Consider the following 15423-nt stretch of genomic DNA (forward strand, 5'->3'; position numbering starts at 1 on the left):
TGCAGCTACGTCATATTGCTAGCAAAAGTTGCACCTCGGAGAGCCGCAGCAATCTCCAGAAACAAAATTGCATCACTGAGCAATCTTCAGAAACAATTTGAATGGGCTTTCGACATATTCCGTCGACACAACTCAAGGCTGAACACGCTGCCCAGCAGAGTTATTTCCAAACGGTTTGTGCACTCAGGACTCCTCCCAAGACGCTGGTCACAAGCCTATGGACGACCCAAATTTTAGAGCGGAAGAAACGATCAATGCTCAGGTTTATTCGTCGGTTTGCGGCGCTCCTTTTGATGAGGACCGTCAAGTTTTTCTATCACGACTGCAAGGTTTTTAACGCGAAGTTCAACCGGAAATTCCGCAATAAGGCGACAATCCTGGAAGTGCATGATGGCGATCTCGTATTTCCGGACGGAGCTTATGCTATCTTCCTGATTTTTCAGCCAAATGACTTTCCATGGTATGTCCGAAACGCCCTCTGCGCTCTTAAAGAGAACGGCATCAATGTCTTTGCGGTCGTCAATCACAGGCTGAGCCAGGAACGTCTGTGCGAACTTAAAGCCCATTCGTCGCGCATCCTGATAAGGGACAATTCCGGGTTCGACATTGGCGGCTATCGCGACGCTACGCTTTTCCTGCACCAAAGCGCAAAACCCAAGCGTGTCATATACCTCAATGACAGCGTCTATTTCTTCAAGGATGGTCTTTCCGACCTGATGAAGCGCCTATCTCAGTCCGACCGCGATATCGTGGGTTCGTTCGAGAATTGGGAATTCAACTACCATATTCAGTCGTTCTGTTTTTCGGTGAGCGACCATGTCTTCAACAGCGAAAAGTTCGTAGAATTCTGGCACGATTATTTGCCTGTCAACTCCCGGCTATGGGCCATCAATCGGGGCGAAATCGGGCTATCCAGGGTCATGGTTCCCGTCGCGCGATCGATCGAGACGATCTACGACCCCAACAAGCTTCGCGCCGGCCTGAATGATCTGCCGAACGACAATCTTGTGGCGATGAATTCATGCCTCCCCAGGGGACTGCGTATACGCGCCGAGGAGTTCAAGAATACTCCGAAAACAGTACTGGTGGACGACTTCTGTACACAGATAACCGTGCGATCACAAATTCATACGGGCGGCTTTCTCTACACCAAATTTCTGCAATGCCCGATGATGAAACGAGACCTATTCTACCGATTGCAATTCGGCATATATGAAATTGAACAACATCTCATGGATATAGGCGATAATACTCATATAAATGATATCCTTACTGACATGAGGAAAAAATGGCCAGGAAATCATCTTCCATTACTGAAACGCTTACTTTTCAACATAGGAATTATATAGCGATATTTGATTGCAAACATAAAAATCCACTGTCACTTCATCTATCCAGAGTCAAGAAGACTATCGTGAAAAAAACCTATGATCTCGACATCGCTCGGCGTCACAAAGACGAAGCGAGAGCTAAAATTGAAAAAGGTCAGAACGACGACCTGAGAATCGCAATCGATTTCACGCTCGATCATGCCGGTTCTGACGGCTTGCCCTTCTTGCAAGCATGGCGCGATGGCGACTGGGACAGGCTGCGCACAAACTGGCCCGAATGGGTCCCGTTCCTGCGGAGCAAATTCCCTCAATACTGGATGCCAGAGTCCCGGCCGTCGATTTCGAATTCATGAGCGAACAATGAGACATCATTTGTTGATTGCCGGGACGGGACGAGCAGGAACGAGTGTGCTGGTTAAGTACCTCGCAGAGCTCGGACTGAGCACGCATATTACCGTTCAGGAACAAGCATTCTGGGATGACGACGCTCATGCGGGACTTGAAGATCTGATCTTGCACGGCGGTGAGGAACTGCCTTACGTCGTGAAATCCCCCTGGCTGCATGAGTTCGTGGATGAAGTGCTCGAGCGCGACGATATCGCAATCGACGGCGTCATAATTCCCATCCGGAATCTGACAGATGCCGCCAGCAGCAGATCAATTCGCGAGTTCCAGAACGTCCATCGTGCCCACGAAAGTATGGCAGAGGAACGTAAAACCTGGGATACGTGGGGAACCACGTCAGGAGGCATCCTCTATTCCCTCAATCCGTTGGACCAGGCGCGATTATTGGCCGTAGGTTTTCATCATCTCGTTGAGCGGCTAACGAGAGCGAATGTCCCGATGTATCTCCTGGCCTTTCCTCGTTTTACGCAAGATCCGCAATATTTGTTCTCGACGCTCAAGGATTGCCTGCCTGCCTCAATTGATGCCGATGCGGCATTCGCCGCGCATCGATCCGTCGTTGATACGGAAAAGGTCAGAGTTGGTCAGGAATTGTCTGGTAAAGCTTTGCCGGAGACGACGCGGAAGTGGCCGGAGCGCTATCCTTCGCTGCGGGAGATCGACAATGCGGCGCTCCGGCGTGAAATCACAAAAATCAGGCGATCGTTGGCTGACGTTTCTGACACACTCCGATCTGCGCAAGCTGACAGTTCGATCCTTGAACGCAAGATCGAAATCTTGCAGCAGGAAATATCTTCAAAGCAGCGTGAAATCGAACATCAGCATCACGTGATCGGCGAGCTCGGAAGGGCAGTCGAATCAAGTCAGGCTCAGTTCAGGGCCATACAATCAAGCAGGTCCTGGCTGCTCACGAGCCCCATTCGCTGGATCCTGGGCGCGCGATCCTGACCGGCAAACTGGCTACGGACCATTCACCAGTTTGAGGATGAGCTGATGGATATTCGCGCCTTCACTGAGTTCGGCCCGGTCGAAATCCCGGCTTCGCTGCCGCTGTGCGAGAGAAAGTTCGGAAAGGCGTTTTGTCAGCTCGCTCTTGATCTTCCGGCAATTGGGGTCGTCTGGCACAGACATGCCCACGCTTGAGGTCTCAATCGCCTTCACCATCTCCTTGATGGTATCGCCGTGCACCAATTCGTGGCTGTGGACACCAGCGATGAACGTCTCCCAACTCTTGCGAACCGCGTCTGGCAATTGCTCGGACGGCTTGGGTAGCGTGTAGGTAATTGTAAGGTTCGGACGCGCCGAGGCCAGTGTGCAAGCATTGCCTTGCGTTTCGTATTTCCTCGACCATGTCAGTTTGAAATTGGTATGCGCAATGGCGCGGGTCTTGCCGCCGACCTGGGGTCCCTTCTCACCGATTGATGCATAGAGTTCAGCGCCGGATTTACCTGCAATTGCGTAGGTCTGCACCTTTTCGGAAGCTTGCCACTCCGCATGCGCAATGACTGGCAACGAGGTGAAGCAGGCCGTCAATAACCAAAGTGGAACGACTGTTTTCACCTGAACCCCCGCTGATATTTATGCAATTTGAGAAGTAGTGCTGATGGCCCGCCAGCGCATAGCCCATTCCGCTGCCGCGAAATGGGCTAACGGCCTATCTCAGTTCGCCGAGGCAAGCGTCATTGATGTGCCAGTGGCGGCAACATTGAGGCCAATCTGGCCCGTTACACTGATCGGCTGAAGATGGATCGAGCCTGCGGTGCCGCCGAAGAGGACATTGGTACCGATACCGGCACCGAGCGTCGCCTCGGCGGTTGCGCCACTATAGAGCCCGCTCAACGATCCGTGGTGATAGCCGGCCGTCGGTGCGAATACGGCCCAGATCAGCCGGCTCTGCGTCGTGAAGCCGAGATCGACGCCGAGCTTCCTGATCGCACCGGTATAGTGGTCCAGGGGCTCGTTGCCCGTGGATTTGAAAATGCAGTCAACCTCCTTGGCCGAGCCAAGAACATAGCCAACGCCACCCCCGATCGTGCAGTCGAGGTAGCCGATCTTGACGCCGCCACGGGCGTCCTGGCTAGCATAGGTCCGCACATCGGCTGCATCGGCGGCCGTCGCGCCGGCGAAAGCCAGCGACGCTGCAGCGAGCGCCATCGCAAGAGTCTTTTTCATCATTCTCTCCTTCTCGAATTGTGAGCGACGCACCGCAGTGAGCGGTTCGGCCAGCAAATTCGGCAACAGTTTTCAGTATAGTCGCCGAGTAATCTTAGTCGGCATAGGTGGAGCAGCATATGTCAAAAGTTGTGGGAGGGCGCAAGTGACATACAACCCACAGTTCAAACCCCATTGGGACATTTTGAAGGCGTCTCGCTGGATGCTTTACGTAAGTATCGCAGTCCTTCTGCGATACCAATCCGACATCCAAAGCTGCGAAGAGAATCAACTTTTGTCAGGATCAAGCGCAAGGCTTGCGTAGGCCACGCGTCGACCAGTGGAAGAACCATATAAGAGAGGGCTTGGTCCGCCATTGAGAAACGGACCAAGCCTCAACGACGGCCATGGACATTGAATGCCGTGGCCGCATGCCCGGAGCCGAGGACCAAGTACGAAGATTCCGGCCCGAGCCCTTGGAAAGCTTGATCATCCACTTGCCCAGGATTAATTCGACCAAGCCAACGCTGACAGTCGGAATGCCAGCGTTATTTAACGTTCTTGTCGATCACTGGTTCCTTCTTGTTGTGGAGGGTAACCAGCAGCGGCGACGCAAGGACACGGCCTCGCTGTCTTATCCGGCGTACCGGCGTACGCTACAATCAGATTGCGCCATGCCTGACGTCAAGCGATCCATATTCAGCGTCCTTTGATCCAACACATTTCACAGTCATTCTTCCTTCTCCGACCGGACAGAATCGGTGACGCTATGGTTCGCCTACAAAGCCTCAAATTCATCCCCCCGTCTGCCTGCGGTCTGGGCCTTGGATGCAAATTTTTCATTGGCGTTCTTATTTATTCGGCTCCTGTATCTGCTCATAACGCCCCGCTTGGATGGGCATATGGTTTTGACTGCTGCAGCATGATTGACTGCTGGCAGGAAAAGGACGGAGCGATTGCAGTAACTTCGCAAGGCTATCGTGTGGTTCTTACCGGCGAAATAATCCCCTATGGTGACATGCGCATCAGACGGTCTGGGGACCAGTTCTTCCATCGCTGTACTGCAGCTGGGGATCCACGCATAGGGCATTCCATTTGCCTCTATGTTCCCGCCATGTCGTATTGAAAAGCCGCCGGGCAGACTAAAATCGCTGCGCTCCCGCGTCGCCAGCCGATTTCACAACAATATCAATCTATAATAAGAAGGAATGGCGGAGAAGAAGGGATTCGAACCCTCGAGAGCCTTTTGAGCCCTACTCCCTTAGCAGGGGAGCGCCTTCGACCACTCGGCCACCTCTCCGAGGACGCTGACTAAAGATGAAACCCCTTGTTTGCAAGGCTTTTGTTCGGTTCAACGCAAAAAATAAAACGTCACCGTGCCGCCACTGCAGGGGCGGATATCCACGCCGGCACCGGCAGGTCCGGATTGAATCTGGATGTCCGGATTGCCGTTTACAACGCGGCCAACGACCGTTTCTGCCGAGCGAGCCGCACTCAAAACTCCCACGCGCTGTTCCAAACCAGTATGTTGGCTTCTTTCGCAGCGGCGACAAACGCGGCCCTTGCGTCGTCGACAGTGCCCTTTCCTTCCAGGGCGTCGCGACATGCCTGCCGCGCCACGAATAGCTTTTTTCCCTTTTGCCTGGGCCACTGCATCAGGAGGACATCGGCAGCTTCGGTGACCGAACTCACATTGCGAAGCTCGCTCGACTTATCGAGTTCAATGGTAACGGCCAGGAAATCGAGATCATTCATGATCAGTGAACGCAACGGGCGGGCACTTGTTCCAACGCGAAGAATCGGCGCAACCTCTTCTAAATACTTCGATTTATAGAATCCGATTGAAGCGGTTGGCTTCTGGTGGATACGATAATTTCCAAGATTATCTGCGCTCCAGCGCCGTCCCTCTCGACACTGCGGCGAGGGTTGACTAGCTTGCCCCGAGCGTTTGGGGGAAGCGATGCGATTTTCGGTTTTGGGAACTGTACTGATGGCTGTAACCCTGTCGGCATGCACAACGACGGGCGGCAAAAATGTCAGCAAGAGCCAGGTGATCTCGGACGCGAAAAATCTCGTGACTGTGTCTTATCAGTGCCAGGACGCCCTTGGACGGGAGCCGCATTATTCGGCGATCGAGAGCAGCGAAACGGTTCTGAAGGCCCTGGGAAAATCGCCTGATGAAGCGGACAGCACAGTACGCGGCTGGCTGAGGGATGTGATAGCAGGACCGAAGCAACCAGCGGATCTCGATGCGAAGACCTGCAAGGACAGGTTGCTCACCCTGGCTGAAAGAGTTCGCGTGGGCTACGAGGCTCTGAAAGGCTCGAAATAATCGCCGACCGCCGGCACGGAAAAGGCGGTTCCGAAGAACCGCCTTTTAACATTCACTGCGCCCACTAGATCGCAGAAAATTACTGGTGGCTTCTTCCGCTACCGCCCGTGTAACCACCGCCACCATACCGATAGTATCTGCGGTTGTGGTTCCAACGCCGGTAGTCGCCCCGGTCGCTCCAGTAACGCCGGTCGTAACGGTCTCGACGCCATTCATAGCGGTCACGGCGCCATTCACGGTGGTTGCGATACCAGCCATACCGGTGGCCGGGGCGATCATACCAGCGGCGATGATAGACCTTTTCGACATTCGACGTCACTTGCACGGGCTGGGGGGAAATCGGTGCGGCTAAGGACGAAATAACCGAGGTCAACATGATCGCCAGACCCAGCATAACTGCGGAGACGGCGGACAGTGTTCTTTGCATAAATGCCTCCTATGAAACACGGTACAACCATAGGTGCACCTCTCTAGATGAACTTGCAATGAACGAATTGGTTCCTGGATCACGCAATCGCTACCATGGTAAATCCGCGCACCGTCGCAATTGGACCGCCGCCGGACTTGTGTAAATGACCGTTGCAAATCTTGAATGGAAGATGGGGAACTCAAGCCCTATTTGACTGTTTGTCGGGTGCACAAAGACCCCACTACGGAGAAAGCAGAATGCCAACACCAACGGTTCCGCAGGATGTTTATCAGCGCCACGAGAGAGAATGGCAGGTACTGCGCGAGGCAATCGCCAAAAACCAGAAGTCAGAAAACGAAGAAAAGAAGAATACTGAGCCCCGGCCTCAATGGGACTTCAAGCACAAGCATCAATGACCGCCTGAACGCAGGGCTGCCATCGTCGCGTCAAGGCCTGCAAGCGCAAAGCGCTGGAAATGCTCGACGATCGCGTCCTGCGCGCCGGGTTCCGCCGGGTTAAGGCCCGGCAGGACCCGGGTGAAGATTTGCTTGTTGCCAACGAGCAGCATGGCAAATGGAGAGACGATGCTGAGGGCACAGCGCGTGACGACCGGATCATCATGCGCAAGCCCGAGAATCTCCCCGACAATAGTCGTGATGACCAGCTTCTTTGGAAGAATTTCTCGCTCGATTAGGACAGCAAATGCCGGGGATGGGCTCAGAATTTCACGGCCAAGGACGCCCAGCGCCCATGACGCTGTTGCCGGCCCAGTGATAGTGCGCGCAATCAGGCCGATCAGCGTCTTCAACTTCTGCTTCGGTTCCCCCGGCCCTTCTGCCAGCGCTATAAGCCTGTCATAGGTCAACAGGCGCCGGTGCGCTTCCACCAGCACCTCCGCGTACAGGCCTTCAATACCGCCATAATAATAATTGACCGCCGCCGAGTTGCTGCCGGCGTGCTCTGCAATCTCCTTGCCGGTGGCCCGATCGAAACCCTTCTCCGCAAATATCTCACCTGCAGCCTCCAGAATCTGGGCCTTTGTCGTGGCGCCGTCCTCGCGGCGGCCGGGGAGTTTACGTGATGTTTTTCGTGCCATGCGAATCACTTTACACGCAATTTTGCATTTTTCAAAGTTAAAATTGAAATTCAAATTTGACATATTCTTTTTTTGCTTTATGCTTGACCCATGAGCAGGCCCCTTCGGATAATTCTTCTCCTTATTGTCGTCGCAGCAATCGGCGGTGGTGCGTGGTGGTATCTGCACCGCCCTTCCGCCAATGACGCGCTGACCCTTTATGGTAATGTCGACCTCAGGCAGGCATCGCTCGCCTTCAATGGTTCCGAGCGCATCGCCCAGGTTTTGGTCGAGGAAGGCGACGTCGTGAAAAAGGGGCAGATTCTAGCGCGGCTCGATACGAGCCGCCTTGCACCCCAGGTCAGGGAAGCCGATGCGACAGTCGCTTCGCAGCGTGCGATGGTGCTGAAATTGCGCAACGGCAGCCGGCCGGAGGAAATAGCCCAGGCGCGTGCCAATCTTGCATCAGCAAAAGCCGATGCTGCCAATGCCAATATCCAATATGAGCGGCGGGCCGCACTGACGGTGAACTCGACCATCAGCAAGCAGGAGCTCGACACGGCAAAGGCAGCAGCAGCCGTCGCCGATGCCAAGGTGGAAGTGGCGCAAAGTGCGCTCGACCTTGCTATTGCCGGTCCGCGCGCCGAAGAATTGCTGCAGGCCGAGGCGCAATTACGCGGGAGCGAAGCGCAGCTGGCGCTTATCAGGCAACAACTGGACGACGCGGAACTCGCCGCACCGTTCGATGCAGTCGTCCGCTCGCGGCTGATGGAGCCGGGAGAAATGGCGGCACCGACCAAGCCTGTGTTCTCGCTGGCAACGATCGGTACGAAGTGGGTTCGCGCCTATGTCTCCGAAACCAAACTCGGGCACGTGCGTTCCGGCATGCGCGCCAACGTTATGACCGACAGCTTCCCGGATCGCCCCCAGGGTGGCTGGGTCGGGTTCATCTCTCCGGTGGCAGAATTCACGCCGAAGACGGTGGAGACGGAAGATTTGCGTTCAAGCCTCGTTTATGAGGTGCGGGTCTTCGTTGAGGACAAGGACGATCTGTTCCGGCTCGGCATGCCCGCGACGGTGAAGCTATTGCCCAACGAGGAACCAAAGGCCCTGCCCCAGAACGCCAACCGTGTCGATGCCAAGGCAAAGCCATGACCACCGCCGCGCCATCCTCACCCGTTGCGGCGCGGACCATCCACAAGAGCTTCCGCCGCGAGACCGGTGAAATCGTCAAGGCACTGGAGGGCGTTTCCTTCGAGGCGCAGCAGGGCACGTTGACGGCGCTGGTGGGGCCCGATGGCGCGGGAAAGACCACGCTTTTGCGTCTGATCGCCGGCCTGATGACCGCCGATAGCGGCGAACTCGAAGTGCTTGGCACTGATGTCGCAGCCGATCCGCAAACCATACAAAACCGCATCGGCTATATGCCGCAGAAGTTCGGGCTCTACGAGGATCTAAGCGTCCAGCAGAACCTCGATCTCTATGCGGACCTGCACGGTATTGCCAAGGACCAGCGCAGGGAGATTTATCCGCGTCTGATGGAGATGACCGATCTCGGCCGTTTTACCGAGCGGCTGGCCGGCAAACTCTCGGGCGGCATGAAGCAGAAACTCGGCCTCGCCTGCACACTCGTGCGTAAACCGGAATTGCTGCTGCTGGATGAGCCGACCGTCGGCGTTGATCCCCTGTCGCGGCGCGAATTATGGGAAATCGTCGCCAAGCTGGTGCATGAGGACAAGCTGACCGTCGTCGTCAGCACCTCGTATCTGGATGAAGCGGAACTCTGCGACCACGCCGTCGTCATGCATCTTGGCAAGGTTCTGGCGCAGGGCAAGCCTGATGAGATTACCGCCAGAGCCAAGGACAATGTGTTCATCGTGACCCCCGAGAAGGGTATGAATGCCCGTTCCTTGCAGGCGCGGCTGTTTCGCCAGGACGGTGTTGCCGATGCCGTGCCGGAAGCCGGCAAGGTGCGCTTGGTGAAGAAGCCCGACCATGCGGGCGAGATCAGGGTCGATGACCAACCCGTCAAACTCGAACCGGTCACGGCGCGGTTCGAGGACGGTTTCATGGTGCTCTTCAGCGCGGTGGCGAGCAAAAGCCAGTCCAGCGACGTGGCGCTGGAGAAGCCGAAGCCGGCAGGTGGCGATGAAATCGCCGTGGAGGTTCATGACCTCGTCCGTACCTTCGGCGATTTCACCGCCGTCAATCATGTCAGTTTTCAGGTCAGACGCGGCGAGATCTACGGACTGCTTGGACCGAACGGCGCGGGCAAGAGCACGACCTTCCGGATGCTATGCGGGCTGATGCCGGCGACGAACGGCACATTGCGCGTGGCGGGGGCGGATTTGCGCACGTCCCGGGCGGAGGCGCGGCAGAAGCTTGGTTATGTGGCGCAGAAATTCTCGCTTTATGGCGATCTTTCCGTCGATGAGAACCTCGACTTCTTTGCCAGCGCCTATGGACTGCGCGGAGCCAAGAAGCGCCAGCGCATTGCCTGGTCGAAGGACCAGTTCGAACTCGGCAAGCTTGCAACGTTGCCGAGCGGCCAGTTGCCGGGCGGTTTCAAGCAGCGCCTGGCCATGGCAGCCGCCCTGCTGCACGAGCCGGACATTCTCTTCCTCGATGAGGCGACCAGCGGCGCCGATCCGCTGGCACGGCGTGAATTCTGGGGACGTATCACCGCTCTTTCCGAGCAAGGCGTGACGGTGATCGTCACCACGCATTTCATGGAAGAGGCTGAATATTGTGACCGGATCATCATTCTTGACGCCGGGAGCAACCTCGCTGAAGGCACGCCCGCCGAAATCCGTGCCCATGCCGAACCGAAGGATGGCGCGGAGCCCAACATGGAAGATGCCTTCATCGCCATTGTCGAGGAATCCCGGCGCGAAACCAGGGAGAAGGCGGCATGACGGGGGTTCAACAAACAGCCCGTTTCGATCGTGCCCTGCGCGATCCTCTGCCCTCCCTCTTGTGGCGAGGGTGGCTGCGAAGCTGCCAGGGGGGGAATCATTGCAGAATTGAAAAAGTTTCAAAGATCCCTCCCCGTCGCTTCGCTCCGTCCCTCCCCACAAGGGGGAGGGTAACTGCGTCGAACCAGCAACCTCCAATGCAACATTGGAGCGCCATCCCATGACCACCCCCTCCTCCTCCCGGGTTGGTCAGGGCAGTTTTCGCCGCATTACGGCGCTGGTGCGCAAGGAATCGTGGCAGGTGGTGCGCGACCCGAGCAGCATTGCCGTCGGCATCGTCATGCCGATGATCCTGCTGGTGCTGTTCGGCTATGGCCTGTCATTCGACCTGAAAAACCTTCCCGTCGCGCTGGTGATGGAGGAATCATCGGCCGAGGCACGTGGCGCGATTTCAGGCTTCGAATTGTCAGACTACTTCCAAACGCATCAGGTCAAGACCATGGCCGAGGCGGAGCGGTTGCTGATGGACAAGACCGTAAACGGCATCGTGCGCATACCGACGCAATTTGCCCGCGACGTCCAGGCCGGCAACGCGGAAATCCAGGTCCTCGTCAACGGCAGCGATGCCAATACGGCGCGTATCGCGCTTGGCTATGCACAAGGCGCGGTCGGAGCCTGGGTGGCGCGGCAGGCGGCGGAAGGCAAGATATTGAACGCCGGTGCCTCGGTCGACCTGCAGACGAGGCTGTGGTTCAACGAAGCCAATGACAGCACTTATTTCCTGGTGCCGGGTCTGATCGTCATCGTGATGACGCTGATCGGCGCGCTGCTGACCGCGCTAGTGATGGCGCGCGAATGGGAGCGCGGCACGTTCGAGGCGCTGTTCGTCACCCCTGCCCGGCCCGGCGAAATTCTGCTCGGCAAGACAGTTCCCTATTTCGTCCTCGGCATGCTCGGCCTTGCCCTTTCGGTTATCGGCAGCCAGTTGCTGTTTGGCGTGCCGTTGCGCGGTTCGCTTTGGATCCTGGTTGTTGTGTCGATGCTCTATCTGCTGGTTGCGCTGGGAATCGGCCTTCTGATTTCCTCGGTGACCAAGAGCCAGTTCGTTGCCAGCCAGATCACAATCGTCGTCACCTTCCTGCCGGCGATGATGCTCTCAGGTTTCATGTTCGATATCCGGAGCATGCCGATGGCGATCCAGGTCATTACCCACATCTTTCCGGCACGTTATTTCGTCAGCGTCCTGCAAACGCTGTTCCTCGCTGGCGATATCTGGCCGGTGATCCTCCCCAACGCAGCGGTTCTGGCCGTCATGGCAACGGTCTTGATGACAGCCTCTGTCTTTGCGACGCGCAAGAAACTTGGATGATACGTCATGAAAGAATCCTTTTTCCGGATACTCGCGCTGATACGCAAGGAATTGCTGGCGATGTTCAAGGACCCGAAAAGCCGTATCGTGCTGGTGCTGCCGCCGATCCTGCAATGCCTGATCTTCGGCTATGCGGCGAGCTACGACCTCAACAATGTGCCCTATGCCGTGCTCGACCACGACCACAGCGCGGCGTCGGCCGAGCTCGTCGCCAAGCTCGATGGTTCCGGCACGTTCACCCGCATCGCGACGCTGCAACGAACATCGGACATTGCGCAATTCATCAATGAGGCGCGTGTGCTCCTTGTCGTGGTCATCGATCAGGATTTTGAAAGGCGCATGATGGCCGGTATGCCGGCCAAGTTGCAGATCATCGCGGACGGCCGCAATTCCAACACTGCCGGTACGGCGCAGGGCTACGTCAATGCGATCGCGGCTGACTTCACCGCACGGTGGCGCGCGGAAAACGGTCAGGATCCCGCCGCCGGCGTCAAGGTCACGACGCGCGCCTGGTATAATCCGAGCCTCGAGACGCGCTGGTACATGATCCCGTCGCTGATCGGCACAATCACCATGATGATGACGTTGATGCTGACAGCCATGTCCGTTGCCCGCGAGCGCGAAGCCGGGACCTTCGATCAGCTGCTGGTAACGCCGTTCCGGCCCTCGGAGATCATGGTTGGCAAGGCGTTGCCATCGATGCTGGTCGGGCTCAGCCAGTCGACGACGATCCTGCTCGTCGCGCAGCTATGGTTCCAGATCCCCTTCACCGGCTCCTATTTGATCCTTTATCTCGGGCTGGTGCTATTCCTGGCGGCGGCTGTCGGCATCGGTCTGTTCATCTCGTCGCTCGCGACCAATATGCAGCAGGCGATGATCTATTCATTCGTGCTGCTGATGCCGTTTATGCTGCTGTCCGGCCTGACAGCGCCGATCGGCAACATGCCGGACATCCTGCAATATCTCACACTGATCAACCCCCTGCGCTATGCCATCAGCATCACGCATCAGGTCTATCTGGAAGATGCAGGGATACCGCAGCTTCTGCCGGAGATGCTGGCGCTGGTCGCCATTGCCGCAGTCACCCTGCCCTTCTCGGCCTGGCTGTTCCGCAACAAACTGACCTAATTCGGCCTGCCCTGAGGGGCAGGCCATTAAAATTTACTTTGAAAATTGAAGTATAACAATGGTATTATTTGGCGTCAATTCTTACTGCCATCTTACGAATCGTAGTTGTTTAAATCTAAATCTTGCCTATACTTTCGTCGCGTGTATCTGCGAGGATGACCGCGATGGCAAAGATAGTCGGCACTGATGCTAACGACACCCTGCGCGGGACGGACGAAGATGACAGTATCTGGAGTCTCGGCGGCAATGACGTCCTGACGGCCTCGAGTGGCTTTGACCGCCTTGACGGCGGCGAAGGCGATGACCGGCTGGTGCTCAATGGTGTAGGAGGAGCAGCGACGGGCGGTGCCGGTGTCGACACGCTCGTTATCGACCTTTCCGCGACGACTGACAGAATGTATTTTGATGGCCTGAAAGGCCACAATTTGATTGGCAATTCGTCAGATCCCGATAACCATATCTACGTTCGCGACATTGAACGCCTGGAACTGAAAACTTCCAGCGGCGATGATTTCATTCGTGGTGGCACTGGTGACGATATAATCTCGACTGGGGATGGCGATGATATAATCGGAGCGAGAGATTCCGAGGAGCCCAGCAATTCGTACGGCAATGACATAATCGATGGCGGCGCAGGCATCGACTACCTAACCGATAAATTCGGAGCCAATCACCTTTTCGGTGGTGCCGGCAATGATGAGATCAAGACAACACTCGCGTCGGCTGAGCTCGACGGCGGCGACGGCATTGATTGGTTGTGGCTTTACGATGGGGCGCGGACCGACGGTGTCACGATTAATTTCGAAGACGGTATTGCCTCGACAGGAACCACTTTCCGCGATTTTGAGAATGGTTGGTTCGAAATGGGCAGCGGCAGTGATACCATCGTGGCAGGCAATCTTCTTCGTCTCACCGCATTCATGAGCGGAGGCGATGATACCGTTACAGGATCAGCCGGGAGCGATTATCTCAACGGTGAGGCCGGTAATGACTCGCTTTTCGGCGGCATCGGCTTTGATAAAATAACAGGCGGCGAGGGTGCTGATCACATTGAAGGCGGCGCTCACAACGACAATCTGGATGGCGGCATTGGCAATGATGTGCTCCTCGGCGGCACGGGCGACGATAGGATCTATGGCGGCGAGGGTGAGGATCACATCGAAGGCGGAGCCGGTAATGACTTTCTGTGGGCACGCTACGACTTCTTAACGGGCGGAACCGGAAACGATGAGTTGCTCGGTGGCGAAGGCAATGACCAACTGTTTGGCTCGACAGCGGCAGATACATTGAGGGGTGGTTCCGGTGCGGACATACTCGAAGGCAAGCTTGGAGCAGACATATTGGAAGGCGGGACCGACGCCGACACCTTTGTCTGGCACATAATTTTAGAGCCAAATGGGGGCATTGATCACATTACCGACTTTGACATCGGGGGCGGTGACCTGATCAGTTTGCAGGGATTCGCTTCAAACAGCAGCAGCGAAATCCGCGATTTCGAGGGCTTTATTGCAGCTTCGCATGATACTGCAGGCGGCGTTTTTGTAGCCCTCGAAGGCGATACCAACGGCGTCCTCATCGAAAACGTTACGCTTACCGACCTGTCGGCCGACGACGTTGTTTTCGTGTGAGACCGCAGCAGCGAATGCCTGTGTTTACCGGTATCCGCCAAATAACGATCAGCAAAGGGGTAGTGATATGGCAAAGATAGTGGGTACGGGTGCTAACGATACTCTGTTCGGGACGGACGAGCGCGACAATATTTGGGGTCTCGGCGGTAATGATCGTCTGGATGGCGGCGCGGGAAATGATTTCCTCTACGGCGACGCAGGCAATGATGTCCTGACGAGTTCGGACGGTTTTGACCGGCTTGACGGCGGCAGCGGCGATGACCGGCTGGTATTCAGCGGCGAAAGTGTCGCCATATATGGTGGGGCGGTAGACGGCGGCGAGGGAAACGATACACTTGTTATTGATGCGTCGACATCGCCATACGCTCTTAATCTGAATTTCGAGGCCGGGCACGCCATGGTTGGCACATTCGGTGAAGGTATTTACTTTCGCGGCATAGAGCGGCTGGATCTGACACTGAGCAATGCCAATGAAGACATCCGCAGCTTGAGCGCGGGGGATGACATCGTGCGCGCCGGTGGTGGCCATGACAGTGTGAATGGCGATGCGGGCGATGACACGCTCTGGGGCGGAACGGGTTTTGATACCCTCTGGGGCGAAACCGGCAACGACGTTCTTTACGGTGAGGATGGCACCGATACCCTGATTGGCGGTATCGGCCATGATTTCTTGTCCGGCG

15 protein-coding genes and 1 tRNA gene are annotated in these 15423 nt (G+C 56.3%); 10 read left to right on the plus strand and 6 right to left on the minus strand.

What is annotated here, in order from left to right; translation table 11 throughout:
• Window positions 1–101 precede the first annotated feature (101 nt).
• Entirely contained in the window at window positions 102–1349 is a 1248-nt protein-coding gene (locus tag AAAC48_RS05645; RefSeq protein WP_340653241.1) for a rhamnan synthesis F family protein, read from the plus strand.
• A 342-nt stretch (window positions 1350–1691) separates the two neighbouring features.
• Window positions 1692–2684, plus strand: a complete 993-nt coding sequence (locus tag AAAC48_RS05650) for a hypothetical protein (RefSeq protein ID WP_340653242.1) — start codon at window positions 1692–1694, stop codon at window positions 2682–2684.
• 12 nt (window positions 2685–2696) lie between these two features.
• On the opposite strand, the gene AAAC48_RS05655 is transcribed toward AAAC48_RS05650, so the two are convergent.
• The 4 genes from AAAC48_RS05655 to AAAC48_RS05670 all read right to left on the minus strand — a co-directional run bounded on the left by AAAC48_RS05655 (window position 2697) and on the right by AAAC48_RS05670 (window position 5930).
• A complete protein-coding gene (locus AAAC48_RS05655; protein WP_340653243.1) occupies window positions 2697–3296 on the minus strand; it encodes a DUF922 domain-containing Zn-dependent protease in 600 nt (199 codons plus the stop codon).
• A 99-nt stretch (window positions 3297–3395) separates the two neighbouring features.
• The gene (locus AAAC48_RS05660) at window positions 3396–3908 is read right to left on the minus strand and encodes a DUF992 domain-containing protein (protein WP_340653255.1); all 513 of its coding nucleotides are present in this window, start codon (window positions 3906–3908) and stop codon (window positions 3396–3398) included.
• 1188 nt (window positions 3909–5096) lie between these two features.
• Window positions 5097–5187 (minus strand) — tRNA-Ser (locus AAAC48_RS05665).
• Window positions 5188–5381: 194 nt separating this feature from the next.
• The gene (locus AAAC48_RS05670; protein WP_340653244.1) at window positions 5382–5930 is read right to left on the minus strand and encodes a DUF982 domain-containing protein; all 549 of its coding nucleotides are present in this window, start codon (window positions 5928–5930) and stop codon (window positions 5382–5384) included.
• Between the two features lie 31 nt (window positions 5931–5961).
• Here AAAC48_RS05670 and AAAC48_RS05675 point away from each other — a divergent pair, with 31 nt between their 5' ends.
• Complete coding sequence (locus AAAC48_RS05675) at window positions 5962–6219, plus strand: hypothetical protein (RefSeq protein WP_340653245.1); 258 nt, start codon at window positions 5962–5964, stop codon at window positions 6217–6219.
• 79 nt (window positions 6220–6298) lie between these two features.
• On the opposite strand, the gene AAAC48_RS05680 is transcribed toward AAAC48_RS05675, so the two are convergent.
• Window positions 6299–6646, minus strand: a complete 348-nt coding sequence (locus tag AAAC48_RS05680) for a hypothetical protein (RefSeq protein ID WP_340653246.1) — start codon at window positions 6644–6646, stop codon at window positions 6299–6301.
• Between the two features lie 239 nt (window positions 6647–6885).
• Between AAAC48_RS05680 and AAAC48_RS05685 the strand changes: the two genes are divergently transcribed.
• Window positions 6886–7044, plus strand: coding sequence for a hypothetical protein (locus AAAC48_RS05685; RefSeq protein WP_340653247.1), 159 nt, complete (start codon window positions 6886–6888; stop codon window positions 7042–7044).
• On the opposite strand, the gene AAAC48_RS05690 is transcribed toward AAAC48_RS05685, so the two are convergent.
• On the minus strand, window positions 7038–7724 hold the full coding sequence (locus AAAC48_RS05690; RefSeq protein WP_340653248.1) for a CerR family C-terminal domain-containing protein: 687 nt from the start codon (window positions 7722–7724) through the stop codon (window positions 7038–7040). The two genes, AAAC48_RS05685 and AAAC48_RS05690, sit on opposite strands and share 7 nt — an antisense overlap.
• Before the next feature lie 90 nt (window positions 7725–7814).
• Here AAAC48_RS05690 and AAAC48_RS05695 point away from each other — a divergent pair, with 90 nt between their 5' ends.
• From AAAC48_RS05695 to AAAC48_RS05720, 6 genes are all read left to right on the plus strand, one after another.
• Window positions 7815–8858 carry an HlyD family efflux transporter periplasmic adaptor subunit gene (locus tag AAAC48_RS05695; protein WP_340653249.1) on the plus strand — a complete coding sequence of 348 codons (1044 nt, stop codon included), beginning with the start codon at window positions 7815–7817 and terminating at the stop codon, window positions 8856–8858.
• Window positions 8855–10618, plus strand: coding sequence for an ATP-binding cassette domain-containing protein (locus AAAC48_RS05700; protein ID WP_340653250.1), 1764 nt, complete (start codon window positions 8855–8857; stop codon window positions 10616–10618). The genes AAAC48_RS05695 and AAAC48_RS05700 overlap by 4 nt, the downstream gene beginning before the upstream one ends.
• 220 nt (window positions 10619–10838) lie before the next feature.
• Window positions 10839–11987 carry an ABC transporter permease gene (locus AAAC48_RS05705; protein WP_340653251.1) on the plus strand — a complete coding sequence of 383 codons (1149 nt, stop codon included), beginning with the start codon at window positions 10839–10841 and terminating at the stop codon, window positions 11985–11987.
• 6 nt (window positions 11988–11993) lie between these two features.
• Window positions 11994–13115 carry an ABC transporter permease gene (locus AAAC48_RS05710; protein ID WP_340653252.1) on the plus strand — a complete coding sequence of 374 codons (1122 nt, stop codon included), beginning with the start codon at window positions 11994–11996 and terminating at the stop codon, window positions 13113–13115.
• A 164-nt stretch (window positions 13116–13279) separates the two neighbouring features.
• A complete protein-coding gene (locus AAAC48_RS05715) occupies window positions 13280–14743 on the plus strand; it encodes a calcium-binding protein (RefSeq protein WP_340653253.1) in 1464 nt (487 codons plus the stop codon).
• A gap of 67 nt (window positions 14744–14810) precedes the next feature.
• Window positions 14811–15423, plus strand: a 613-nt coding sequence (locus AAAC48_RS05720) for a calcium-binding protein (RefSeq protein ID WP_340653254.1), incomplete at its 3' end; no start/stop codon positions are given.

This window comes from Phyllobacterium sp., assembly GCF_037994405.1.
GTDB lineage: Bacteria > Pseudomonadota > Alphaproteobacteria > Rhizobiales > Rhizobiaceae > Phyllobacterium.

Coding starts and splice junctions, on each gene's coding strand:
- AAAC48_RS05650 (WP_340653242.1), top strand. CDS start 1,692: ATGAGACATCATTTGTTGATTGCCGGGACGGGACGAGCAGGAACGAGT.
- AAAC48_RS05685 (WP_340653247.1), top strand. CDS start 6,886: ATGCCAACACCAACGGTTCCGCAGGATGTTTATCAGCGCCACGAGAGA.
- AAAC48_RS05715 (WP_340653253.1), top strand. CDS start 13,280: ATGGCAAAGATAGTCGGCACTGATGCTAACGACACCCTGCGCGGGACG.
- AAAC48_RS05645 (WP_340653241.1), top strand. CDS start 102: ATGGGCTTTCGACATATTCCGTCGACACAACTCAAGGCTGAACACGCT.
- AAAC48_RS05710 (WP_340653252.1), top strand. CDS start 11,994: ATGAAAGAATCCTTTTTCCGGATACTCGCGCTGATACGCAAGGAATTG.
- AAAC48_RS05680 (WP_340653246.1), bottom strand. CDS start 6,646: ATGCAAAGAACACTGTCCGCCGTCTCCGCAGTTATGCTGGGTCTGGCG.
- AAAC48_RS05690 (WP_340653248.1), bottom strand. CDS start 7,724: ATGGCACGAAAAACATCACGTAAACTCCCCGGCCGCCGCGAGGACGGC.
- AAAC48_RS05660 (WP_340653255.1), bottom strand. CDS start 3,908: ATGAAAAAGACTCTTGCGATGGCGCTCGCTGCAGCGTCGCTGGCTTTC.
- AAAC48_RS05705 (WP_340653251.1), top strand. CDS start 10,839: ATGACCACCCCCTCCTCCTCCCGGGTTGGTCAGGGCAGTTTTCGCCGC.
- AAAC48_RS05700 (WP_340653250.1), top strand. CDS start 8,855: ATGACCACCGCCGCGCCATCCTCACCCGTTGCGGCGCGGACCATCCAC.
- AAAC48_RS05695 (WP_340653249.1), top strand. CDS start 7,815: ATGAGCAGGCCCCTTCGGATAATTCTTCTCCTTATTGTCGTCGCAGCA.